Origin of the sequence: Pseudoxanthobacter soli DSM 19599 (genome assembly GCF_900148505.1) — a bacterium.
GTDB classification, from domain to species: Bacteria; Pseudomonadota; Alphaproteobacteria; order Rhizobiales; family Segnochrobactraceae; genus Pseudoxanthobacter; species Pseudoxanthobacter soli.
In genome coordinates this window covers 25,353-49,543 of the sequence record NZ_FRXO01000012.1, presented here as the reverse complement: position 1 = coordinate 49,543, position 24,191 = coordinate 25,353, and the positions used below count along the sequence as shown (strand labels likewise).

The 24,191-nt window shown below is 68.4% G+C and carries 15 protein-coding genes; 7 read left to right on the top strand and 8 right to left on the bottom strand.

From position 1 onward, the window contains the following. Positions 1-162: 162 nt before the first annotated feature. Positions 163-894, bottom strand: a complete 732-nt coding sequence (locus tag BUF17_RS19630) for a LytR/AlgR family response regulator transcription factor (RefSeq protein WP_073631915.1) — start codon at positions 892-894, stop codon at positions 163-165. Continuing rightward, positions 879-2,006, bottom strand: coding sequence for a sensor histidine kinase (locus BUF17_RS19625; RefSeq protein WP_073631913.1), 1,128 nt, complete (start codon positions 2,004-2,006; stop codon positions 879-881). Before BUF17_RS19625 ends, BUF17_RS19630 begins: the two co-directional genes overlap by 16 nt. Positions 2,007-2,265: 259 nt before the next feature. On the opposite strand from BUF17_RS19625, the gene BUF17_RS19620 reads away from it, so the two are divergent. Then, a complete protein-coding gene (locus tag BUF17_RS19620) occupies positions 2,266-7,845 on the top strand; it encodes a Calx-beta domain-containing protein (RefSeq protein ID WP_073631911.1) in 5,580 nt (1,859 codons plus the stop codon). 242 nt (positions 7,846-8,087) lie between these two features. Here BUF17_RS19620 and BUF17_RS19615 read toward each other — a convergent pair whose 3' ends face one another. The 4 genes from BUF17_RS19615 to osmF are packed head-to-tail and all read right to left on the bottom strand — an operon-like array spanning position 8,088 to position 11,981. Then, entirely contained in the window at positions 8,088-8,861 is a 774-nt protein-coding gene (locus BUF17_RS19615; RefSeq protein WP_139282614.1) for an ABC transporter permease, read from the bottom strand. Beyond that, positions 8,858-9,814: an ABC transporter ATP-binding protein gene (locus BUF17_RS19610; RefSeq protein ID WP_073631909.1), complete on the bottom strand. Its 957-nt coding sequence runs from the start codon at positions 9,812-9,814 to the stop codon at positions 8,858-8,860. Before BUF17_RS19610 ends, BUF17_RS19615 begins: the two co-directional genes overlap by 4 nt. Further along, on the bottom strand, positions 9,811-11,031 hold the full coding sequence (locus tag BUF17_RS19605; RefSeq protein ID WP_084564975.1) for an ABC transporter permease: 1,221 nt from the start codon (positions 11,029-11,031) through the stop codon (positions 9,811-9,813). The genes BUF17_RS19610 and BUF17_RS19605 overlap by 4 nt, the downstream gene beginning before the upstream one ends. After that, positions 11,028-11,981: a glycine betaine ABC transporter substrate-binding protein OsmF gene (osmF, locus tag BUF17_RS19600; RefSeq protein ID WP_175563754.1), complete on the bottom strand. Its 954-nt coding sequence runs from the start codon at positions 11,979-11,981 to the stop codon at positions 11,028-11,030. The genes BUF17_RS19605 and osmF overlap by 4 nt, the downstream gene beginning before the upstream one ends. Positions 11,982-12,104: 123 nt before the next feature. On the opposite strand from osmF, the gene BUF17_RS19595 reads away from it, so the two are divergent. Next, the gene (locus BUF17_RS19595; RefSeq protein ID WP_073631907.1) at positions 12,105-13,019 is read left to right on the top strand and encodes a fatty acid desaturase; all 915 of its coding nucleotides are present in this window, start codon (positions 12,105-12,107) and stop codon (positions 13,017-13,019) included. A gap of 54 nt (positions 13,020-13,073) precedes the next feature. Here the strand turns inward: BUF17_RS19595 and BUF17_RS19590 are convergent, their stop codons facing one another. Together BUF17_RS19590 and BUF17_RS19585 are read right to left on the bottom strand one after the other, a co-directional pair. Then, on the bottom strand, positions 13,074-13,907 hold the full coding sequence (locus tag BUF17_RS19590; RefSeq protein WP_073631905.1) for a phosphate/phosphite/phosphonate ABC transporter substrate-binding protein: 834 nt from the start codon (positions 13,905-13,907) through the stop codon (positions 13,074-13,076). A 46-nt stretch (positions 13,908-13,953) separates the two neighbouring features. Further along, the gene (locus tag BUF17_RS19585; RefSeq protein ID WP_073631903.1) at positions 13,954-15,624 is read right to left on the bottom strand and encodes a mechanosensitive ion channel family protein; all 1,671 of its coding nucleotides are present in this window, start codon (positions 15,622-15,624) and stop codon (positions 13,954-13,956) included. 296 nt (positions 15,625-15,920) lie between these two features. Between BUF17_RS19585 and BUF17_RS19580 the strand changes: the two genes are divergently transcribed. From BUF17_RS19580 to BUF17_RS19560, 5 genes are all read left to right on the top strand, one after another. Further along, a complete protein-coding gene (locus tag BUF17_RS19580; RefSeq protein WP_244530962.1) occupies positions 15,921-16,673 on the top strand; it encodes an ImuA family protein in 753 nt (250 codons plus the stop codon). 115 nt (positions 16,674-16,788) lie between these two features. Then, positions 16,789-18,273: a DUF6504 family protein gene (locus BUF17_RS23040; RefSeq protein WP_428977665.1), complete on the top strand. Its 1,485-nt coding sequence runs from the start codon at positions 16,789-16,791 to the stop codon at positions 18,271-18,273. A gap of 10 nt (positions 18,274-18,283) precedes the next feature. Further along, complete coding sequence (locus BUF17_RS19570; protein WP_073631899.1) at positions 18,284-21,631, top strand: error-prone DNA polymerase; 3,348 nt, start codon at positions 18,284-18,286, stop codon at positions 21,629-21,631. 350 nt (positions 21,632-21,981) lie between these two features. Continuing rightward, complete coding sequence (locus BUF17_RS19565) at positions 21,982-23,235, top strand: ROK family transcriptional regulator (RefSeq protein ID WP_139282613.1); 1,254 nt, start codon at positions 21,982-21,984, stop codon at positions 23,233-23,235. After that, positions 23,232-24,143, top strand: a complete 912-nt coding sequence (locus tag BUF17_RS19560) for an SMP-30/gluconolactonase/LRE family protein (RefSeq protein WP_073631896.1) — start codon at positions 23,232-23,234, stop codon at positions 24,141-24,143. The genes BUF17_RS19565 and BUF17_RS19560 overlap by 4 nt, the downstream gene beginning before the upstream one ends. Positions 24,144-24,191 lie beyond the last annotated feature (48 nt).

The window sequence follows — 24,191 nt, the reverse complement described above, 5'->3', positions numbered from 1 at the left end:
TCCTCCATCCGGCGTCGCCCCGATGGCCCGGGGGATGCGCCGTGTCATTTGGCACCGCGAACCGGCGCGGCCATCCTTGATAGCCCATCCGCGTGCAATTTAGGCAGCCCTTCCCGGCAATTCACGGGGGAACCCGCCGCGCGGCGGCAGGCCATGCGGACATCACGCCTCCGTGGCGTCGAGGTCGAGAAGCTCGCGCAGCCGCGCGGCGGCGCTGCGGCCAAGCTGCAGCGGATCGGCGAGGCCGGCGAGCACGATGCGCGGGGCGCCGTGGCTGGGGGTTTCGAGGGACTTGAGACGCGCGAAATTGATGATGAGCGACCGGCCGAGCCGCAGGAACGGCGGCGCGGGAAGCGCCTCCTCGAACGAGGTCAGCGTGCGCAGGATCATCAGCGGCGGCTGGCCGGCGAGCAGCACGTGGGTGAAGTCGCCGTCGGCCCGCAGCGCGATGATGTCTGCGTGGGCGGCCACCACGGTGCGGCCGGGAACGCGCAGCGCGATTGTCGCGCCCTCCTCCTCGCTGCCCGTCTGACCGGCGGCGACGAGACGCTGGACGCGGCCGAGGGTTTCCGCCAGACGCGCCGGGGAAACGGGCTTCAGCAGGAAGTCCACCGCCTCGACCGCGAACGCCTCGACGGCATGGCGGGCATAGGCGGTCACGAAGACGATCCGCGGCGGATCGTCGAGTTTCCCGATCAGGTCGAAGCCGTCGCCGTTCTCGTCGAGCTCGATGTCAAGGAACACCGCGTCGGGCTTCTGACGCTCGATCAGCGTGAGGGCATCGCCGATGCTGCCGGCTTCGCCCACGACCGCCACAGAGGCGTGTTCGGACAGCAGCTGACCGAGGCCGCGCCGCGCAAGGGGTTCGTCGTCGACGATCAGGACCCGGAGCATGGGACACCGCTCAATACCAGTTCCGCCACTACCATGCCGTCGCGTTCGCTGAGCGTGAAGCTGTGCCTGCCCGGATAATGCAGGGCAAGCCTGCGACGGAAGTTCACCAGCCCGAACCCGCCGGAATGCCGCCCACCGCCGTTGGCATGGGGGACGAGCGTGCCGGAATTGCGCACCGCCACCCGGAGGTCGTCGCCGGAGGTCTCCACGCGGATATCGATGGTGAGCACATTGCGCCGGCTGCCGTGCTTGATGGCGTTTTCGACCAGCGGCTGGAGCAGGAAGCTCGCGATCGGCCGGGCATCGGCGGCGGGATCGACCGCGAGATGGGCGACGAGCTTCTCGCCGAAGCGCGCGCGCTGGACGTTGAGATAGGCGACCAGCGCCATCGCCTCGGTACCGGTGGCGACGACGGTCTCGTCGATGGTGTCGAGGGAATAGCGCAGATAGTCGGAGAGCTCGCGCACCATGTAGAGCGCGTTCTTCGGATGGTCAGGGATCTCGGTCGCGATGCCGTTGAGCGCGTTGAAGAGGAAATGCGGGTCGAGCTGAAGCCGCAGCTTGGCGAGTTCGGCCCGCAGCGCATCCGCCTTGGCCTGGGCGGCGCGCTGGCGATTGATCCGCATCCCGACCTCCGCCTTGAACCAGACGTAGCCGAGGCTCCACCCGAGCAGCACCGCATAGTGGAAGGCCAAGAGCACGGTCCAGGCCTCGGCGCGATCCCAGTTTGGAATCGGCCAGTCGAAATACCACCGCAATGCGTCGGAGACGACCACGGCGACCAGCGCCGCGATGAGACTGAGGCCGAGCATGTAGACGTTGGTTCGAAACGAAATCCGTCCATCGAGGCCAAGGCGCATATAGGCCCACCGCAGGCCGGCCGTCAGCAGCATCATGACGGGCGTCATCAGCAGCGTCAGCGCCAGCGCCGCGGTGATGTGCTTGTAGATGGTCTGCCGCGTCGCGATGTCGGCGACCGCGAACAGGCTCCAGACCACGATCTGGGTCCGCCAGAACAGCGTGATGCGATACCACCGTTCCACGATGGCCGCACGCACGGCGCCGAGCGGCGTCTTGTGCTCTACCGTTCCGGCGCGGGCGTCCGCTGCCATTTCGCCTCGCTCCCCGACGATGATAACCGGCGGCTGCCGGCTTTATTCTGGAGCGTCTCCGCGGCCGGCGCGAGCGTTTTCCCGCCCCTCCGGGCGGCACTCGTCGGCTTTTTCCCGCGGTTCGTCGACTTCCCCGGAGGGGTCCGCTGAAATTCTCACCGAGCTGTGACACATCGACCTTCAACGATCACGCAAGGTGAACGCGGCCGGCCGAAGGGCAGGCCCGGGGCGTCACCCATGTTTGGAGGCAGAGGGAACCATGTCCGACAGCACGAACGTCATGCAGCAGGCCGACGCGGAAACCGTCTCGGGCACGCTCTATCACGTGTCGTCAACGGGGCAGGACATCGTCGGCTTCGACCCGGCGCGGGACAAGCTCGATCTCGGCGACGTCAGCGTCCACAACTTCATCGTCATTGACACGCCCGAAGGCGTGGCGTTCATGAATCCCTGGTCGGGTGAGAAGCAGGTCATCGTCGGGGTGTCGCTCGGCCAGCTCACCATCGACAGCTTCGCGCCGATCCAGAACGACCACCTGAGGCAGGACCTCTCCGGCGCGCTCGCCTGGGAGCACGGCGTGGAGCCGGCGGCACATACCGTCTACGCCCGGTCTCACGAGATCGGCCAGATCGACCGGGTATCGTTCGACCCTGCCACCGATGTCGTGGACTTCCGCTATTACGGCACCCGCGAGCAGATCTACATGGTCGACGGGCCGGAGGGTGTGGTGATCGGCAACACCGGTACCGGCCAGGCCCTGATCCTGCTCGGCGTGACGATCGATCAGCTCGGTATCGAGAACTTCCTGTTCCATGCCGCCCAGGTGCGCGAGGACCGGGTCCACATCCAGCTCGGCTTTTCCAGCGTGCCGGATTCCCAAATCCTCGGCCGTGACGACATTCCGACCGCCGGCACCGACGACTGGCCGACCGCGGCCGGCCCCGGCACGCCGCCCGCCGGCAGCATCGGCACCACCTACGCCATCGAATGGCACTACGGTGCCGACATCGTGCTCGACTTCCACCCCGCCACCGACAAGCTCGATTTCGGCTGGTTCAAGGCGCCGGAATTCGACATCGCCGAGGTGAACGGCTCGGTGGTGATCTCCATCACGGGTAACAGGCAGACCTACACGCTCACGGGCGTGTCGCTCGCCGACCTCGACCTCAACAACGTCATCACCCTCGACACCACCGCCCGGGCGGAATGGCAGGCGGCGATCAATGCCGCCGGCCCGCATACGACACTGCCGACGCTCAGTGTGGCGGATGCGACCGTCACGGAAGGCGACACCGGCACGGCGATGCTGATGTTCACCGTGACACTCTCGGCAGCTTCCACTTCGCCCGTGACGGTCAGCTATTCCACCGCGAACGGGACGGCGATGGCTGGAATGGACTATGCCGCCGCCCTCGGCACGCTGACTTTCGCGCCGGGCGAAACGAGCAAGCAGATCCACGTGTCCGTGCTTAACGATCTCGTGTCGGAGGCCAACGAAGCCTTCACGCTGCAACTTTCGGCCCCCGCCGGCGCTACCATCGCCCGCGGCACGGCGACCGGCACCATCGTCGACAACGACGAAGCCCCGTCGACACCGCCGACGCTTTCGATCGAGAGCGTTTCGACCGCGGAGGGCGACGACGGCGAACCCCACATGATGTTCATGGTGCGGCTGTCCTACGCCTCCACCGGCACCGTGACGGTGCACTATTCCACAGCGGACGGCACTGCCACCGCCGGGGCGGACTACGAGGCCGTGAGCGGCACGCTGACCTTCGCGCCCGGCCAGACCATGGCGGAAATCCACGTGCCGCTGATCGGCGACCGCATCGTCGAAGGCAACGAGACCTTCTCCCTCACGCTGTCGACGCCGAACGGCGCCACCGTCGCCAATGGGGTGGCGACCGGAACGATCGTCGATGACGACACCGTGGCCCCGGTGCTGCCGACGCTGTCGGTGGCCGATGCCTCGGTTACCGAAGGGAACAGCGGCACCAAATACCTGGAATTCACCGTAACGCTGTCAGCGGCCTCCGCCTCGCAGGTCATGGTGCACTACGCGACCGGCAACGGCACCGCCACCGCCGGATCAGACTACACCGCCCTCAGCGGCATGCTGACCTTCGCACCGGGCGAGATCTCCAAGGTCGTGCGGGTTCCCGTCACCGGCGACACCGCCGTCGAGGCCAACGAGACGCTGAACCTCACGCTGTCCTCGCCAAGCGGCGCCACCATCGCGGACGGCTCCGCCGTCGGCACCATCGTCAACGACGACACCGCCACCTCGCCGGCCGGCGGCACGTCGGTCGACTACACCGTCGCCGACAACTGGGGATCCGGCTTCGTCGCCAACATGGCGGTCGGCGCGGGCAGCGCCGCCATGAACGGCTGGACGGTGGCGTTCGATGCCAGCTTCACGATCACCAACATCTGGAACGCGGTGATCGTCAGCCACGTCGGCAACCACTACGTCATCGGCAATGCGGCCTGGAACGGATCGGTCGCGGCCAGCGGCTCGACGTCGTTCGGCTTCCAGGCGACGCCGGGTTCCGGCGGCACGGCCGCGGCAGGCTTCCTCGTCAATGGCGCCCCGGTCGGCAACGGCGGCGGCGAACCCGAGCCCGTGCTGCCGACGCTGTCGGTGGCGGACGCCTCGATCTCCGAAGGCAACAGCGGCACGACGCACCTGATGTTCACCGTGACGCTGTCGGCGGCCTCCACGACACCCGTCACCGTCGGCTACGCCACGGGGAACGGCACGGCGACCGCCGGGGCGGACTACAAGGCGCTGACCGGCACGCTGACGTTCGCCCCGGGCGAAACCTCCAAGGTCGTTCACATCGAGGTCAACGGCGACACGGTCGTGGAAGGCAATGAGACGCTGAACCTGACGCTCTCTTCGCCGAGCGGCGCCACCATCGCGGACGGAACCGGCGTCGGCACCATCGTCAACGACGACACCGCCACACCGCCGGCCGGCGGCACGTCGGTCGACTACACCGTCGCCGACAACTGGGGATCGGGCTTCGTCGCCAACATGGCAGTCGGCGCGGGCAGCGCCGCCATGAACGGCTGGACGGTGGCGTTCGATGCGAGCTTCACGATCACCAATATCTGGAACGCGGTGATCGTCAGCCACGTCGGCAACCACTACGTCATCGGCAATGCGGCCTGGAACGGATCGATCGCGGCCAGCAGCTCGACATCGTTCGGCTTCCAGGCGACGCCGGGTTCCGGCGGAACGGCCGCGGCAGGCTTCCTCGTCAATGGCGCCCCGGTCGGGAGCGGCGGTGGCGAGCCTGAACCGGTGCTGCCGGCGCTGTCGGTGGCGGACGCCTCGGTCTCCGAAGGCAACAGCGGCACGACGCACCTGATGTTCACCGTGACGCTGTCGGCGGCCTCCACGACACCCGTTACGGTCGGCTACGCCACGGGGAACGGCACGGCGACCGCCGGGTCGGACTACAAGGCCTTGACCGGCACGCTGACGTTCGCCCCGGGCGAAACCTCCAAGGTCGTTCACATCGAGGTCAACGGCGACACGGTCGTCGAAGGCAACGAGACGCTGAACCTGACTCTCTCCTCGCCGAGCGGCGCCACGATTGCCGACGGCTCCGCCGTCGGTACCATCGTCAACGACGATGTGGCGGCCCCGCTCCCGACTGTCTCCATCGCGGGCGCGAGTTTCGGCGAAGGCGATGCTGGCGAACCAGGCCACGGCATGTTCGTCGTCACGCTCTCGGCCGCCTCGACCACGCCGGTGACGGTCGCATATACGACCGCCAACGGCACGGCGATCGCTGGCTCCGACTACGTCGCCCAGAGCGGCACGATCACCTTCGCGCCGGGAGAGACCACGAAGGAGATCCACGTCACGGCGATCGGCGACGGTGTCGTGGAGCCGAACGAGACCTTCAGCGTCGTGCTCTCCGCTCCGAGTGGTGCCACCATCGCCACCGGCACGGCGACGGGTACCATCGTCAATGACGACGCGCCGCCCACCGGGACGCTTCCCTCGCTCTCGATCGACGATGTCACCGTGACCGAGGGCGATCCGCAGGGCGGTGCCGCGGCGGGCGGCTGGCTTTCGACCGCCGGCAACCAGATCGTCGACGCCGACGGCAATTCGGTGCAGATCGCGGGCGTCAACTGGTTCGGCTTCGAATCGAGCAATCTCGCGCCGCACGGTCTCTGGACGCGCGGGTACAAGGACATGATGGACCAGATGGTGGAGCTCGGCTTCAACACCATCCGGCTGCCGTTCTCCAGCGAGATGCTGCACTCCACGGCCACACCGAACGGCATCGACTTTTCCAAGAATCCGGACCTCCAGGGCCTGAGTGCCCTCCAGATCATGGACAAGATCGTCGACTATGCCGGCGAGATCGGGATCAAGATCATCCTCGACCATCACCGCAGCGACTCCGGCGCCGGCACGTCGGGCAACGGCCTCTGGTATGACAGCCAGCATTCCGAGGCGTCGTGGATTTCCGACTGGCAGATGCTGGCCGAGCGCTATGCCGACGATCCGACCGTGATCGGCGCGGATCTCCACAACGAGCCGTACAACGGCACCTGGGGAGACGGCGGCGTCAACGACTGGGCCCGCGCAGCGACGGAAGCCGGCAACGCCATCGGCGACGTCAACCCGAACTGGCTGATCTTCGTCGAGGGCATCGGCACCTACCAGGGCGAGAACTACTGGTGGGGCGGCAATCTGATGGGCGTTCGCGACCACCCCATCGAGCTCGATGTCAACAACAAGCTGGTCTATTCCGCCCACGACTATCCGAACTCGGTCTATGCCCAGCCGTGGTTCCAGGGCAGCGATTTCGCCGAGGATCTGCCGGCGAAGTTCGACGAGATGTGGGGCTACATCTACCGGGAGGGCATCGCGCCGGTCTATGTGGGCGAGTTCGGCACCAACCTGACGGATCCGAAGGACGCGCCGTGGCTCGATGCCATCACGGCCTACATGTCCGGCGACTTCAACAATGACGGCGTGAAGGACATCCCGGCCGGCGACCAGGGCATCTCGTGGACCTTCTGGTCCTGGAACCCGAATTCGGGCGATACCGGCGGCATCCTCAACAGCGACTGGACCACGGTCAACAATCAGAAACTCGCCTATCTCGACCCGATCATGTTCGACTTCGACACCGATGTGGTCGGCGGCGACGATGGCGGCGAGGCGGCGCCGGCGCTCTATGCGGTGTTCACCGTGTCGCTGTCGGAGGCCTCGGCCGAAGCCGTCTCGGTCGATTTCCACACCGTTCCCGGCACCGCCGATGCATCGGACTTCCATGCCATCGCCGGCACGGTGACGTTCGATCCCGGCGAGACCACCAAGACCATCGCCGTCCAGATCACGCCCGATACGGTCGGGGAGACGGACGAGATGTTCTCCGTGGTGCTCGACAACGCCGCCGGTGCCACCATCGCCCGCGGCACGGGACAGGCCACCATCGCGGACGACGACGGTGGCGTGACGCCTCCGACCGGCGGGGACGGCGGCAGCGGCGGGAGCGACAATCCCGGGCTCGGCGACGATGCGCTCGCGATGTCGTTCGATCTGGTCGATTCCTGGAACAGCGGCTTCAACGGCTCCGTCACCGTCGAGAACAACGGTACGGCGGCCGTCCACGGCTGGCAGATCGAGATCGAAATGCCGTACGAGATCACCAACATCTGGAACGCCGAGATCGTGTCGCACGACGACGACACCTACGTGATCCGCAATGCCGCCTGGAACGGCGACATCGCGGCCGACGGCGAAATCAGCTTCGGCTTCACCGGCACCGGGGCCGGAAACCCGCAGGAGATCGACTTCTTCTCGTGAATCGGCGCGGCGGGCCGGAACACGACCCGCCGTCTTCCTCTTCGAATTCGCAACAGCGGCCGCCTCGGAGCGCTTTCCGACCGGATGAAGACATCCAGTCGACAAGGACAGGCTCCAGACCGGCCGAACAGAAGGATCGCGGTCGGCTCCCCCCAAGAGCCCCGGTCGCGATCCCGGCGGAACCGTCCCAAGACGGCCCCATGACGGACGGTTCCGCCCCAACACCCGTTCGCGGCGCGGCCCTATCGGCCGCGCAGGGCGCGCTCGATCTCGTCGAACACGAGATCCGTTGTGACGGCAAACAGACCGACCAGGATGGCACCCTGGATGACATAAGCGGGGTTCGAACCCGAAAGGCCCTCGATGATCGGCGAGCCCAGCGTGAGGGCGCCGACGGTGGAGCCGATGGTCGCGGTGCCGATATTGATGATGACCGAGGTGCGGATGCCGGAGATCAGCACCGGTGCAGCGAGCGGCAGCTCGACCTTGAGGAGCCGCCCGAGCGGCGAGAAGCCCATGCCGTCCGCCGCGTCCCGCGCGGATGCGGGAACGCCCTGGAGGCCCGCGATCGTGGCGCCCACCACCGGCAGGATGCCATAGGCGACGAGCGCGACGACGGTCGGTGCGCCGCCATAGCCCATGAGCGGCACAGCAAGCGCCAGCACCGCGGTCGGCGGGAAGGTCTGGCCGACGGCGGTCAGAGTATCGAGCGGCCCGGCGAAATCGCGGCCGGCGGGCCGCGTCACGAAGATCCCGACCGAGGCGCCGGCCACAACGACGATCAGGCTCGCAAGCCCGACCAGTCCGGCATGGGACAGGGTGAGTTCAAGGAAGCTCGCGCGACTGTAGACCGGTCGCGCGAGTTCCGGAAACAGGGCATGGAACCACGGCGCGGCAAGCGGCATGGCGAACACGGCCACGACGAAGGCGAGCGCGAACCAGGCGGCGGGCCGGCCGGCGAGGCGCCGCAGAGCCGCCGCGGGCGAAGCATGGGCGACGGACGCCGCCGTATTCATGGCCGCACCACAGCGGCGAACTCCAGGATGCCATGACGCCCAGCGGCGCCATCGACCACCGGCAGCCGCGTCGTGCCGCTCGCCACCATGCGCGCCACCGCCTGATCGAGGCTCGCGGCGGCGTCGATCGGCTCCACCGCCGATGCGGTCTCGCGCGCGAACGCCTCTGCGGCAGCGGCGTCGAATGCGGCCCGCTCGCCGACCGTGCCGACCTGCAGCAGCCGCAGTCCCAGGCGCGGCCCGCCGACGAAGGCCGAGACGAACGCATTGGCCGGCCGGGTCAGGATGTCGCGCGGGCTGCCGTGCTGGATGACGCGGCCCTTGTCGAGGATCGCGATCATCGAGGCGAGGCGGATCGCCTCGTCGATATCGTGAGTGACGATCACGATAGTCTTGCCGGTGCGGTGCTGGATGTCGGCAAGCGCCGCCTGAAGGCCGTCGCGGGTCACGGGATCGAGCGCGCCGAACGGCTCGTCCATCAGGAGCACGTCGGGATCGGCGGCGAGCGCGCGGGCGACTCCGACGCGCTGCTGCTGACCGCCGGAGAGTTCGTGAGGCCGGCGGTCGCGATAGAGCGCCGGATCGAGGCCGACGAGATCGAGCAGCTCATCGACGCGCTCGTCGATGCGCGCCTTCGGCCAGTTCAGGAGATGGGGAACGGTGGCGACGTTGCGGGCAATGGTCCAGTGCGGAAAGAGACCAATGGACTGGATCACATAGCCGATGCGCCGGCGCAGCGTGACGAGCGGCACCGTCGCCACGTCGACGCCGCCGATGCGCACCGTGCCGCCGTCTGGCTCGATCATGCGGTTGATCAGCCGGAGCGTGGTCGACTTGCCCGAGCCGGAAACGCCGACGAGCGCGCATACCGCGCCGTCCGGCACGGTCAGCGACACCCCGTCGATCACCTTGGTGTCGCCGAAACGCTTGACGAGACGATCGAGCACGATCATGGCCGACCTCCGCTTGCCGTGAGGCCGCCGACGGTGCGCAGGGCGAGATCGGCGACGAGCGCGAGCCCGATCGAGGAGAGCGCCCCGAGCAGAATGAGGTCGGTCGCGGTCTGTCCGAGCCCAAGGAAGATGAAGGCGCCTAGCCCCCCGGCACCGATCAGCGCGGCGACCACTGTGAGGCCGATGAGCTGGATGACGACGAGCCGCAATGCCGTCAGCAGAACCGGCAGCGCCAGCGGCACGGCGACCTGCCACAGAATCTGCCGCTCCGTCATGCCCATGCCGCGGGCGGCCTCGACCGCGGCGACAGGTACGGACTCGAGCCCGACGAACACGCCGCGGGCGACGGGCAATAGACCGTAGAGCGACAGCGCGATGATGGCGGGCGCGGCGCCGATGCCGCCAATGCCGAGTGCCTTCAACAGCGGGAAGGCGGCGGCGAGCGCGGTGAGCGGCCCGATGAGCAGGCCGAACAGCGCGATGGACGGAATGGTCTGCACGAGGTTGAGGCCGCCGAACACGGCGGATGCCGCGCGACGCCGGGAGAATGCGAAGGCGCCGAGCGCCGCCCCGGCCGGCAAGGTGACGACGAGGGCACCGAGCACCAGCGCGACGTGAGTGCCGACTTCGGCAAAGAACATGGCGCGGCGGGTGAAGAACTCGCGGACGAGGGACAGCTGGTCGAAGATCCCGAACGAGGCCAGCACGGCGACAACGGCCAGGACGGCGGCGGCGATGAGGAACTGCACGAGGGGATTGGGCGCCGCGCGGCCGACGGCATCGGTCAGCGCGAAAGCCGCGCCGGCAAGAACGACCCAGAACGAGAGACCGAACGAGGTGCGCGCCATGGTGCCGCTCGCCTCCGTCACGAGGGCGGCGGCGTGTCCGGCGGCGGCGAGCACGCCGACGAGGAGCGCGGCGGCGAGAGCCGCCACCATGCCATCGACGGCTGCCGTGCGGCGGCCGAAGGCGAGGCCGCCGAGCGCGACCGCAAGAGTCGCGAGCATCAGGCTCCATTGCGGCTCGACGGCCAGCCAGAGCGAAACCGGCTTGCCGCTGAGGATGCGGTTCGGCGCGACCGTGACGAACCCGCCCGCGATCACCGCGAGGGCCATGCCCGCGACGATGAGCACCAGCAGGGGATTGGCACGCGGCGGCTCGTCCGATCGGCTGGCGGCGGGCGCGGCGGCGAGCGCGCCCTCCCCAGCCAGGCTCATTTCAGGAAGCCCTTTTCGGTCAGGTAGTCCTTCGCGACGGTGCGGGCATCCTGACCCTCGATCTGCACCTTGGCGTTCAGGCCCTGCAGCGTCTCGAGAGTGAGCGTCGCGAAGGCCGGATCGAGGATGGTGGCGATCTCGGGGGACTTGTCGAGCACCGCCTTGCGCACCACGGGCGCCGGCTCGTACACCGCCTGCACGCCCTTCGGATCCTGGAGAACCTTGAGATCGAGCGCGGCGATACCGCCATCGGTGCCGTAGACCATCGCCGTGTTGACGCCGGAGGTGCCCTCGGCCGCCGCCTTGATGGTGGCCGCCGTGTCGCCGCCCGACAGCACGAGCAACTGGTCGGAGCCGAGCTTGAAGCCGTAGGCCGCCTGGAACGCCGGCAGCGCGGCCGGGCTCTCCACGAACTCGGCCGAACCCGCGAGCTTCACCTTGCCGCCGTCGTTGACCCACTTGGCGAAGTCATCGAGCGTGACGAGGTGATTCTCCTTGGCGACGTCGCCGCGCACGGCGATTGCCCACGTATTGTTGGCCGGCGCGGGCTGGAGCCAGACCAGATTGTTGGCCGCATCGAGCTCCTTGGCCTTCTGGTAGGCGGTATCGGCCTTCTTCCACGCCTGATCGGCATCCTGGTTGAAGAAGAAGCCGGCATTTCCGGTATATTCAGGATAGATATCGATCTCACCTGCGATCAGGGCGGTGCGGACGATCTTGGTCGGGCCGAGGGAGATTTTTTCGGTGACGTCGAAGCCGTTCTTCTCAAGGAGAAGCGCGATGATGTTGCCGAGGATCGCCCCCTCGGTGTCGATCTTGGAACCGACCGTGATCGGCGTGCCGGCGGCAGCAGCAGGGGTGGCGCCGCCCGTCATGGTCGTTGCGAGGGCCAGTCCGAGACCCAGCCCGAGTGTCAGGCTGGAAACGATGCGTCGAAAACCTGCCGGCATATTCGTCCTCCCGTGGAGCCATGCGCGGCTGCAACCGCGTGTGGGGCTAGACATAACATGAATTGTCTATAGATAAAGTGGACTTAGTTTTCCTGGATCGCCTTCATTCCGGTTTTCCATACCATGGCACGCATCCGATCCGTTTCCGACCGCTTTTCCGCCGTCGAATGGCCGACGGTGGGGCTCGCCGCCCTCATCTATGGCGGCTGGCTGGCCCTGACGTGGTTCTGGGCCGAGGTGCCGCTTCCGGTGCTCTGCCTTGCGGGAGGATGGCTGGTCGCCTGGCAGGGTTCCCTGCAGCATGAGGTGATGCACGGCCATCCGACCCGCAGCCGGCGGGTAAACGACGCTCTCGGCTGGCCGCCGCTGTCGCTGTGGCTGCCCTATGCGGTCTATCGCGTCACGCACCTGCGCCATCATCGCGACGAGTTCCTGACGGACCCGATCGAGGATCCGGAATCGGCATATCTCGCCGGTGCCCGCTGGGACCGGCTCGGCAGGCCCTGGCAATGGCTGCTGCGGTTCAACATGACGCTGCTCGGGCGCCTGATCATCGGGCCGCTGATCATGATCGGGGGATTCCTGGTTTCGGAGGCCCGGACGTGCCTCGCCGGGAATCGAAAGGCTCAACGCATCTGGGTGCGTCATGGTTTCGGCGTGGCGCTGGTTCTGGTGTGGGCCGTGGCCGTCTGCGGCATGCCGGCCTGGATCTATCTCCTCGCTTTCGTCTATTCGGGCGCGGCACTGACCCGGCTGCGCTCGTTCGCGGAGCACCGCTTCGCCGAACGGCACGAGGAACGCACGGCGATCGTGGAGAACGGCGGGCTGCTCGGCCTGCTCTATCTCAACAACAACCTGCACGTGCTGCACCACCTGAAGCCGCTGGTGCCGTGGTACCGGTTGCCGGCGCTCTATCGCGCCGAGCGTGAGGAGCTGATCGCCTACAATGGCGGCCTCGTCTATCGCGGCTACGGCGACATCATCCGCCGCTTCCTGGTGCGCGGCCACGACGATCCGCGCCATCCGCGCGTGATGTAGCGCGGGGCGGCCGCGGCAGACGGAGAGGTTTCCAGCCTGCGAAAGGCGACGGCTTCAGGCCAGCCGCGGATAGCCGGCCGCCGCCGCCGCGCGTTCCAGTTCCAGCACGCGGTCATAGGCCTCGTCCGGCAGGACGAGGAAGCCGGCGAGGCCCAACGCCTCGCGGGCCGCGGCCAGCTCGGGCGCGCGGGCGGCCTCATCGAGCGCGGCACGCAATGCGGCCACGAGCGCGTCCGGCGCACCCATCCGGGTGACCAACGGCAGGTTCGGGCTGTCGGCGGTGCGGGTGAGCACGCGGACGCCGGCGACATCGTCCGGCGTGTGGCGGGCGACGAGGTCGAACGTCACGCCATCGATGGCGGCCACGTCCGCCATGCCGTCGGCAACGGCGGCGAGGCTCGCCACATGGGCGCCGGTTTCGAGCACGCCGCCGAAGAAGGCCTGCCCCCCGGCGAGCGGCGCGACGGCCGCACGCAGAAGGTTCATGCCGGTGTTGCTGTCGAAGCCGTTGACCGCGGCGACGCGGCCATACAGGGCGGCGAGATCCGCCGCCGGATCGTCGTGCCGCACCACGACGACGCTGCAATGGCGGCCGCCGGATGCGTAAGGCCCGCGATAGTCCGGCGTCGCCACGACGCGGAGCCGGCCGGCGAAACGCGTGCGCAGGGGATAGCCGCAGGTGTGACCGAGCACGAGGCCCGGGTCGGCGAGCGCGTCGTCGATGGCACGCGAGCGGTCGATCAGCTCCGGCACCCCTCGCCAACCCCTCGCGACGAGGCGGTCGCGGAGATAGGCCCACAGACGATCGTTCGCCTCCCGCAACATGGGCAGGTCGTACATGCCGAGGGTTACGGTATCGCCCACGATAGGCGGCGGAACAGCGTCCATCGGCACCTCTCCGGCTGCGGCGTAAATCGGGGGCACCCCCAGCGAGCTAGCCCGCCTTTCTCCCGGCTGCTTCGGACGAAAGCTGCAGAGCCGGAACGGCAAGAATGTCTCCAGCCGCCTCGACCCGTTCGAGTATGGCCAGGATGAGGGCCTGCTGGATTTTCAGGAACGCACCGTAGTCCGACATCAGCACATAGCCGCGGATTTCCACCTGGAGCGCGAGCGGCCCGATGGCCGTGAGAGTCACGCGTGGCATTCCCGGCGACTTTTCCAATGCATCCTCGCCGTCGACAAGGGCCTGAAGGTCGTGGAGCAACGTTCTTATGATGTCGGGCGAGACATCGCAGCGCAGGTTGAGGGTATGCAGGAACAGGCACTTGTTGCGCATCGACGAATTGGTGATGTGCATCTTGGCGAGGTCGCTGTTCGGCACCGTGATGAGGGAGCCGTCCGGCGCGCGGATGCGGCTCGAACGTGGTCCGATCGTTTCGACCGAGCCCGAGCCGCCGCCATAATGGATGAAATCGCCGACCCGGAAGGGACGGTCCGCGAAGATCGAAAGGCCGCCGAACAGGTTCTCGATGGTGGACTGCGAGGCGAGCGCGAGGGCGAAGCCGCCGACGCCGAGGCCGGCGACGAGACCGAGTGCCGGGATGCCGATGTCGTTCGCGCCGTAGATGAGGATGGTGCCGGACGACAGCACCGCCGCGAGCCGGGCCGCGAGGCGCAGCAGATGCGCGTCGTAGCTGTTGTCGGGGATGCTGGGCGACGCGATCACCGCCTCCACCACCAGGAAGCAGGCGATCCATGCCGCCCAGGCCGCCGCGGCATAGGAAACGACCGCGCTGAGGATGCTCTCGCCGGCGGCGAAGTCGCCGAAGAGGTTGATCTGGATGGCCACCATCCTCTGGTAGAGCGTGTAGAGGAACAGGAGCATCAGCGGCACCGCCAGATGCCAGGCCAGACGCCCGACATGGCCGGCGTCTTTTGCCATGCGGTGAGCGAAGCGCGTCCAGCCGATCATCAGGAACAGCACCAGCAGGATCGCGGCCACGATCACGATCTCTTTCCAGATCGGCGTGTCCAGGAAAGTCTGCTGGAGCGGCTTCGGAATCTGCCTGACCCACCGGTCGGGGATGAACGGGCCTGTGAAGTTGATCTGTTCCTGATGGAAGCTGTTGTAGAGGCCCGGCTGAACGCGGGGCCTGTGAATGATGATGGAATAATAGTCCGGGAGGTTCTCGATGCTCTCGGCGGTGAACAGGTATTCGCCCGCCCGCGGTCCCGTCTCGACGCGGGCGATGCGGATTTCCGTGCCCGGAATGTCCCATTTCGGCGGCAGTTTGCCCCAGTCGCGCCCGCTCGCACCGGGAATGTCCGCCGGATTGAACGGGGGAAGCCGGGCAAGGATATCGAGCAGGTAGCCGAAGGCGGCGTTGCCGACCTTCAGCCGCGTGGCCGGCGGCAGGGTGCTCAGATCCATCAGGCGCCGCACGCGGTCGATGCTGTGGCGCAGCGCGAGCGCCTTCGCGACCGTCTTGCCGGCGATGTAATCCATGTACTGCGCCTCGATCCGCTTCGCCGCGTCGACGAAGGACTGGTAGGTGGCGCTGGGGCTGGACGTATCCATCGGATCGAGCGGGTTGTCGGTCTGCGCGGCGGCAGGCTGCGCGGCGATCACCAGCAACAGGAAGAGCAGGCGGACAATCTTCAGCATTCGAAGGCCCTTCAGGTGTCCACCTCGGCGTGGACATGCGCTCAAGCTGGGCAGATCCTGTATCCCGACAAAGGCGCTGCGGAAATCGTTTTTTCAAACAACCGGATAGAACCCTCCTTCCACAGGGCAGCAATCGTGGGTGGCAGCGATCGCCTGGTGGACGTCCGTTTCCCTGCCGACAGGTGATCGTCCAGCCCACCGGCTGGACCACAAGGCGATCCCTCTTGACTCTCCCTCGCGAAAATAAGAACAAAAAGAGAACATGTGCACGGCGATTTCGGAGGTCGATGTGGATCGTGACGCCCCACCCTGCCCTTGAGGCGCTGCGCGCCCGCATCCGCCGGATCGAGAGCGGAGACCGTCCTGCCCGGGCCGTGCTTCCGTTCGGCGTGGTGGAGGTGGACCGCCGCCTTCCGGACGGCGGGCTGCCGCTGGGCGCGCTGCACGAAGTGACCGGCGGTGACGGCGGTGCCATCGATGGGGCTGCGGCGGCGCTGTTCGCCGCGGGGCTGGCGGCCCGCACCCGCGGCAAGGTGCTGTGGTGCCTCACCCGCCCCGACCTGTTCGCCCCCGCCCTCGCCCAGGCCGGCCTCGCGCCTGACCGGGTGATCTACGTGGAGGCGGACGACGACCGCACCGTTCTCGCCTGCGCGGAGGAAGGGCTGCGCCATGGCGGCCTCGGGGCGGTGGTGGCGGAGGTGTCTCGCCTTTCCATGACGGCCTCGCGCCGGCTGCAGCTTTCGGCCGAGACCTCCGGCAGCCTCGGGATCGCGCTGCGCCGCTGGCGCCGCCGGGCGGAGGCGGCCGAATTCGGTCTGCCCACCGCGGCGGCGACGCGCTGGCGCATCTCCGTGCGGCCGTCGGCGGCGCTGCCTGTACCGGGCGTCGGCCGCCATCGCTGGCGGGTGGAACTGGTGCGCTGCCGGGCCGGAGAACCGGCGGAATTTGAACTGGAGGCCTGCGATGACACGGGTCGTCTCTATCTTCCTTCCGACCTGGCCCACGGACAGGGTGCGCCGGCGGCGCAACGGTCCGGTACCTTCGGCTGACGTTCCGCTCGCCCTGATCGGCCACGACGGCCGGCGACGGGTGGTGCTGGCCGTGGATTCGGCCGCCATGCGTGCCGGACTTCGGGCCGGCATCCCAGCGACCCGGGCGCGGATCATGGTGCCCGGTCTCGCCGTCGAGGACGCGGATCCGGGTGGCGACGCCGAGGCGCTCGAACGGCTCGCCGTGTGGATGCAGCAGCGCTACGCCCCCGTGGTCGCCGTCGACCCGCCGGACGGCATCGTGATCGAAACGAGCGGCGCCGACCACCTTCACGGCGGCGAGGCGGCGATGCTGGCGGATATCGTGGACCGGCTCGCCGCATCCGGTATCGCGGCGCGCGCGGCCATCGCCGACAGCTGGGGCGCGGCCCATGGACTGGCGCGATACGGCCAGGGGCGGCAGGACATCGCCCGGCATGACATCGCCCGGCAGGACATCGCCCGGCAGGACATCGCCCGGCAGGACGCCCCACAGGACTTGACGCGACCGGACCAGACGCAGCGGCAAGGCTCGAGCCGATCCGGCTCGATGCGCCGCGGGCCGGCCCAACCCGTCCGACCGACTTATGTGAGCCTGCCCGGACAGGCCGGGGCCGACATCGCCGCGCTGCCGCTCGCGGCCCTGCGGCTCGCCGCCGGAACCGCGGCAGGCCTGCGCCTGCTCGGCTTCCGCTCCGTGGCCGATGTCGAGGCCGCCCCCCGTGCCCCGCTCGCCCTGCGGTTCGGCCCGGAGCCCGGCCTTCGGCTCGATCAGGCATTCGGCCGCATCGCGGAGCCCATCGATCCGCTCCGCCCGCCCGATCCGGTGGAGGTGCGCCGGGCGTTCGCCGAGCCGATCTCGTCGGCCGAAACCATCGCCCGCCATATCGGCCTGATCGCCGGCCGGCTGTGCGAGGTGCTGGAAGCGCGGGGGCTCGGGGCCCGCAGGCTCGATCTCCTCTGCCACCGGGTCGACGGCACGCTCCAGGCCGTGCGGGTGGGAACCGCCCTGCCCGTGCGCGACGTGCGCCATCTCGGCCGCCTGCTGTGCGACCGGATCGAAACCATCGCCCCGGGCTTCGGCATCGAGGCGATGACGCTGGCCGTGCCGATGGCCGAGCCTCTGGCAAACCGGCAGGCCGCCGCGTCTTTTTCCGGCGAAGCGGCGGCCGACATCTCGGATCTGGTGGATACGCTGGCGAACCGGGTCGGGGAACACCGGCTCTACCGCGCCGCGCCGGTGGCGAGCGACCTGCCCGAGCGGTCCGTCGGCCGCGTTCCGCCGCTCGCGCCGGAGACCGGCGCGACCTGGACCGATCCCTGGCCCCGCCCCACCCGGCTGCTGGCGCGGCCGGAGCCGATCGAGACGCTCACCGTCCTGCCGGACCATCCGCCGAGCTTCTTCGTCTGGCGGGGAGAACGGCAGCGGGTGAAGCGGGCCGACGGGCCGGAACGCATCTTCGGCGAATGGTGGGTGCGCGAAGAGGAGACCACCATGGTGCGGGACTATTTCCGCGTCGAGGCCGAATCCGGCGAACGCTACTGGATCTTCCGCGCCGGCAACGGCGAGGACCCGGCCACCGGCTCGCACCGCTGGTTCCTGCACGGTCTGTTCGGCTGAGGGTGGAACGATGTCCGCCCACGCCCGCTATGCCGAACTGCAGGTGTCCTCGCATTTCAGTTTCCTGCGGGGGGCCTCGTCGTGTGAGGAGTTGTTCGCCACCGCGGCACTGCTCGGCATCGAGGCTATCGGCATCGTCGACCGCAACTCGCTCGCCGGCATGGTGCGGGCCTACGAGGCGGCGCGCGCCACCGGGGTGCGCCTCGTCGTCGGCTGCCGGCTCGATCTCGCCGACGGCATGTCGGTGCTGGTCTATCCAACCGACCGGTCGGCCTATGCCCGGCTGTGCCGGCTCCTGTCGCTCGGCAAGAAGCGCGGCGGCAAGGGAAAGTGCCATCTCGAATGGGACGATCTCGCCGGTCATGCCGAAGGGCTGATCGCCATTCTGGTGCCCGACGAGGCCGACGATCTCTGTCGCCTGCAACTGGGCCGCCTCGCGGAGGCGTTCGCCGACCGCGCCTATCTGGCGCTGACGCTGCGGCGGCGACCGAACGATCCGCTGCGGCTTTGGCAGCTTTCCGGCCTTGCGGCGAAGATGCGCGTCGCGACCGTCGTCACCAACGACGTCCTGTTCCACGCCCCCGAGCAGCGCATCCTGCAGGATGTCGTCACCTGCATCCGCCACAACGTCACCATCGACGACCTCGGCGCGCGGCGGGAACGGCACGCGGACCGCTACCTCAAGCCGCCACCGGAAATGCACCGGCTGTTCGCGCGCTATCCTGACGCGCTCGCCCGCACCGTCGAGATCATGGAGCGCTGCCGGTTCTCGCTCGACGAACTCTCCTATCAATACCCGCACGAACGGATCCATCCCGGCCTGACGGCGCAGGAGGCGCTGGAGAAGGAAACCTGGGCCGGCGCGGCCTGGCGCTATCCCGCCGGTCTGCCGGACAAGGTGCGCGCCACGCTTCAACATGAGCTCGCCCTGATCCGGAAGCTCGACTACGCGCCCTATTTCCTCACCGTGCTGTCGATCGTCCGCTATGCCCGTTCGCAGGACATTCTCTGCCAGGGGCGCGGCTCGGCGGCCAACAGCGCGGTCTGCTTCGTGCTCGGGATCACCTCCATCGACCCGCAGCGCATCGACCTCCTGTTCGAGCGCTTCGTCAGCGAGGAGCGCCACGAGCCGCCCGACATCGACGTGGATTTCGAGCACAACCGCCGCGAGGAGGTGATGCAGTGGGTGCTCGACAGCTATGGCCGCGACCGTGCCGCGCTGTGCGCGACGGTGATCCGCTATCGTAGCCGGGGCGCGCTGCGCGATGTGGGCAAGGCGCTCGGCCTGCCGGAGGACCTGATCCGAAGCCTGTCCGTCCACATCTCGGGCTGGTCGCGCGGCGGGGTGGCGCAGGAGCAGTTCGAGGGGCTCAACCTCAATCTCGATGATCGCCGGCTGCAGCTGACGCTCGAACTGGCCGGCCGGCTGACGGGCGCGCCGCGGCACCTCAGCCAGCACCCCGGCGGCTTCGTGCTGACCCACGACCGGCTCGACGAGCTGGTTCCGATCGAACCCGCCGCCATGGCGGACCGGCAGGTGATCGAGTGGGACAAGGATGACATCGACGTGCTGCGCTTCATGAAGGTCGACGTCCTCGCGCTCGGGATGCTGAGCTGCATGAAGGGGGCGTTCGAGCTTCTGAAGAAGCACAAGGGCCTCGATCTCGACCTCGCCGCCATTCCCGACGACGACCCGAAGACCTACGCCATGATCCAGAAGGCCGATACGCTCGGCACCTTCCAGATCGAGTCCCGGGCGCAGATGTCGATGCTGCCGCGCCTGAAGCCGAAGGAGTTCTACGATCTCGTGATCCAGGTGGCGATCGTGCGGCCGGGACCGATCCAGGGCGACATGGTGCATCCCTATCTGCGCCGGAGGGACGGAAAGGAAGACGTGCACTATCCCCGGCCCGAGCTTGCGAACGTGCTGAAGAAGACCCTCGGCGTGCCGCTGTTCCAGGAACAGGCCATGCGGGTGGCGATCGAGTGCGCCGGCTTCACCCCCGGCGAGGCGGACCGGCTGCGCAAGTCGATGGCGACCTTCAAGTCAAAGGGTGGGGTCTCGGAGTTCCGGGACCGGCTCGTCGACGGCATGGTGCGGAACGGCTACGAGCGCGAATTCGCCGAGCGCACCTTCCGCCAGCTCGAAGGCTTCGGAAGCTACGGCTTCCCGGAATCCCACGCCGCCTCGTTCGCGCTGATCGCCTATGCCAGCGCCTGGATGAAGTGCCGCCATCCGGACGTGTTCTGCGCGGCCCTGCTCAACGCCCAGCCCATGGGCTTCTACGCGCCGGCACAGATCGTGCGCGATGCTCGCGAGCACGGCATCGAGGTCCGGCCCGTCTGCGTCGCGACTTCCGCATGGGACTGCACGCTGGAGCCCGGCCTGCCGGCGGCGACCGGAGGTGGATACGCCCTGGGGCCGGCTTCGCGAGACGGACGCGCAGACGCGCCGGTCTTCGCCGTGCGGCTCGGGCTTCGGATGGTCAAGGGTCTTTCCAAGGTCCATGCCGACGCCATCGCAGCGGCTCGGACCGCAAAGCCGTTCGCCTCGGTCGACGACCTGTGGCGGCGCGCGGGCGTACCCTCCGAGGCGCTTCACGAACTGGCGAAGGCCGATGCCTTCCGCCCCGCTCTCGGGCTCGCCCGGCGCGAGGCCCTGTGGGCGATCCGCGCGCTTCGCAACGAGCCGCTGCCTTTGTTCGCGGCCGCCGACCGCCGGCAGGGTGAGACCGCCCCGGAAGCGCGCGAGCCCGAGGTCGCGCTCCGGCCGATGACGGCCGGCAGCGAGGTGGTGGAGGACTACGGCCACACCGGCCTGTCGCTGCGCCACCACCCGCTTCGCTTCCTGCGCGCGGATCTGGAGCGCCAGCGCATCCAGACCTGTGCCGAGGCGGTGGCGGCGCGGGCCGGCCGCTGGGTGGAGGTGGCCGGCCTCGTGCTGGTGCGACAGCGGCCGGGCAGCGCCAAGGGCGTGATGTTCATCACCCTGGAGGACGAGACCGGCATCGCCAATGTGGTGGTGTGGGAGAAGATGTTCGAGCGCTATCGCCGCGTCATCGTCGCGGCCGGCATGATCGCGGTGCGGGGCCGCGTGCAGCGCGAGGGCGAGGTGGTCCACATCGTCGCCCACCGGCTGATCGACCGCTCCGCCGACCTTGCGGGGGTCGGCGAGCGCGAGGCGAACTTTCCCCTGCCCCACGGCCGCGGCGACGAGTTCCATCATGGCGTTCCGGGCCCCGACCCGCGCGGAAGGCCGCCCCGGGCTTCCCGCATGGCGGAGGTGCCGCATCCCGGCACGCCTTCCGATCTCCTCAAGCCGGAGGGCATTCGGGTGAAGACGCGGGATTTCCGTTAAAGCCCAACCCATGCGGATCAGAGCGCGTTGGCTGCACGGCTATACCCGCGTTACCGATCCGGAGCGGTTTCAGGATAGGCCGGCGATTCCGTCGATCGCGGGAGGACGAGCCGTCCGCTGCGGCGCCACGTCCCGTGTTCGCATCCGCCAGATCCCGCCGGTTACGTCGAATGAGCGCACCCACCGAAAACTCTTCCTTTTCAGCATCTTATACTCTCCAAGCTCCATTCGGTCACACAGCCCGCCATGCTGCATGCGCACAAAATTGCAGCACGGCCAAAAAAGCGACAAAGGGCCTTGACTGTAAATAGTCATAACAGTTAGGCTTCCTTTCAATTAAGGAGCCTCGCGTGTCCACAGCGACCACCCCCACCGTGATGCGGCAGACCAACGCGCTCAGCGTGCTGAAGGCGATCCGCCGCCGCGCGCCGGTCTCCCGGGCGGAGGTGGCGCGCGAAACCGGGCTGTCGAAGCCGACCGTCAACGCCATCGTCGGCGACCTGATTGCGAAGGGATACGCCCGGGAGACAGAGCCCGGACCGTCAAACCGGATGCGGCCCGGCCCGCAGGCGAACGTGCTGTCCTTCAATGCGAAGGCGGGACTGGTGGCCGGGTTCGACCTCGGCGTTAGCCGGGTCCGGGCGGGGCTTGCGGATCTCGACGGCGCGATCCTTTGTTCCTCCCATCATACGTTCGGTGACACGCCGCCCTCCGTGGATGAGTTCGCCGCGATCCTGATCGGCCTGATCGAGGAGATGCAGGCCGAAGCCGGCCTTCAGGCCGTCGACATCTGGGCCGTCGGCCTCGGCCTTCCGGGCTTCCTCGACCGCAAGGACGGTACCATCAAGCTCGCCCCGGGTTTCGATCGCTGGAGCGGCCTGCCATTTCGCGACATCCTGTCCGCCCGCTTTGCGGAGCGGTTCGCCTGCTCGTTCGTGGCCGGAGGCCGCGTGCAGTTCGCCATGCTGGCGGAGCATCGCCACGGAGCTGCCCAGGGTCTCGACGATGCGGTCTACGTGCATCTCGGCAAGGGCATCGGCCTCGGTCTCCTCGTGCGCGGCGAGATCTTCGAGGGTTCGGAGGGCTTCGCGGGGGAAGTCGGCAGCATTCCGGCCGATGATCCCGAGCCGCCGCCGCCCGGCGTCGGCGCCTTCGAGTGGACCGCTGGCGGCCGCGCGTTCGCGCGCCTCGCCCGCCGGGCGGCCGAGAATGACGAAAGCCCTGCCCTGTTGCGGCTGTGCGGCGGTGACCCGGCTGCGATCGAGGCCCCGATGGTGTTCGAGGCCGCAGCCGAGGGCGATGCCGCCGCCCGCCGCATCATCGCGGACCTGAGCGGGCGCATCGCACGCGGCCTCGCTGGCGTCTGCTGCATCCTCAACCCGAGCAAACTCATCATCGGCGCCGGCCTGTCGCGGGCCGGAGACGACTTCATCGCCGGGCTGGCGACACGCATTTCCGCGCTGATGCCGTTCCCCGTCGCCGTGGAGCGCACCCGGTTGGTCGACCGCACCACCGTGCTCGGCGCCATCGAGCAGGCTTTGCGCGTGGTCGAAGGCGAGCGGTTCTTCCTGTTCTCCGAACCGGACCGGGAGCTCGCGTCATGACGGCCGCGTTCTCCCTTTCGGTTTCCGCGCCGCAATGCGTCGCGCCCGTCGCCGACCGCTGCGGCGAGGCCGCGGTCTGGTCGCCCGGGGAGCGGGCGCTCTACTGGTGCGACGTCCACGGCGCCCGCGCCCACCGTCTCGACGAGCAGACGGGTGCGGTCACGACCTGGACCTTCGACGAACCGGTGGTGGCGCTCTCGCTGTCGACCGAGCCCGGCCGAATGCTTGTCGGGCTCGCCTCGCGGCTGGTCTGGTGGTGGCCCGAGACCGACGAACGGCGCGACCACGGCTTCCACCTGCCGAACTGGCCCGACGCCCGCCTCAACGATGGCCGTGCCGACGCGAGGGGCCGGTTCTGGATCGGCTCCATGTTCAACGATACCAGCGCCGAGGCCGCCGCACTCGAGGCAGCGGCCCCGGGAACGCTCTACCGGATCGATCCGGATGGCGCGGTCACGCGGATGGTCGAGAACGTCAAGGTCTCCAACACCATCTGCTGGAGCCCGGACGGCGGACGGTTCTATTTCGCCGACAGCCCGCGCAACGTGCTGTCGTCCTTCGCCTTCGACGACGGCGCCGGCACGATCTCCGGGCGAGAGACGATCCTCGCGGATCATCCGCGCGGCATCCCCGATGGCTCTGCCGTCGATGCCGAGGGCTACATCTGGAACTGCCGCTATCTCGGCGGCTGCATCCTCAGGATCGCGCCGGATGGGACGGTCGATCGCATCGTCGAGATGCCGACGCGCAACATCACCACCTGCGTGTTCGGCGGGCCGGAGCGGACGACGCTCTACGTGACCTCGGCGGCGAACGACACCACCGCCGACGACAGGCTCGCCGGCGCGCTGTGGCGCATCGACACCAACATCGCAGGTCTGGCCGAGAACCGCGTCGCGGTCGGGTGAAGACGTTGCGGACCCCGGTCGGGCATCTGCCCGGCGGGCGCAGACGAG

Excerpts from the sequence above, each read along its gene's own strand:
- BUF17_RS19630 (WP_073631915.1), bottom strand. The coding sequence starts at position 894 with ATGCTCCGGGTCCTGATCGTCGACGACGAACCCCTTGCGCGGCGCGGC.
- BUF17_RS19625 (WP_073631913.1), bottom strand. The coding sequence starts at position 2,006 with ATGGCAGCGGACGCCCGCGCCGGAACGGTAGAGCACAAGACGCCGCTC.
- BUF17_RS19620 (WP_073631911.1), top strand. The coding sequence starts at position 2,266 with ATGTCCGACAGCACGAACGTCATGCAGCAGGCCGACGCGGAAACCGTC.
- BUF17_RS19615 (WP_139282614.1), bottom strand. The coding sequence starts at position 8,861 with ATGAATACGGCGGCGTCCGTCGCCCATGCTTCGCCCGCGGCGGCTCTG.
- BUF17_RS19610 (WP_073631909.1), bottom strand. The coding sequence starts at position 9,814 with ATGATCGTGCTCGATCGTCTCGTCAAGCGTTTCGGCGACACCAAGGTG.
- BUF17_RS19605 (WP_084564975.1), bottom strand. The coding sequence starts at position 11,031 with ATGAGCCTGGCTGGGGAGGGCGCGCTCGCCGCCGCGCCCGCCGCCAGC.
- osmF (WP_175563754.1), bottom strand. The coding sequence starts at position 11,981 with ATGCCGGCAGGTTTTCGACGCATCGTTTCCAGCCTGACACTCGGGCTG.
- BUF17_RS19595 (WP_073631907.1), top strand. The coding sequence starts at position 12,105 with ATGGCACGCATCCGATCCGTTTCCGACCGCTTTTCCGCCGTCGAATGG.
- BUF17_RS19590 (WP_073631905.1), bottom strand. The coding sequence starts at position 13,907 with ATGGACGCTGTTCCGCCGCCTATCGTGGGCGATACCGTAACCCTCGGC.
- BUF17_RS19585 (WP_073631903.1), bottom strand. The coding sequence starts at position 15,624 with ATGCTGAAGATTGTCCGCCTGCTCTTCCTGTTGCTGGTGATCGCCGCG.
- BUF17_RS23040 (WP_428977665.1), top strand. The coding sequence starts at position 16,789 with ATGGTGCCCGGTCTCGCCGTCGAGGACGCGGATCCGGGTGGCGACGCC.
- BUF17_RS19570 (WP_073631899.1), top strand. The coding sequence starts at position 18,284 with ATGTCCGCCCACGCCCGCTATGCCGAACTGCAGGTGTCCTCGCATTTC.
- BUF17_RS19560 (WP_073631896.1), top strand. The coding sequence starts at position 23,232 with ATGACGGCCGCGTTCTCCCTTTCGGTTTCCGCGCCGCAATGCGTCGCG.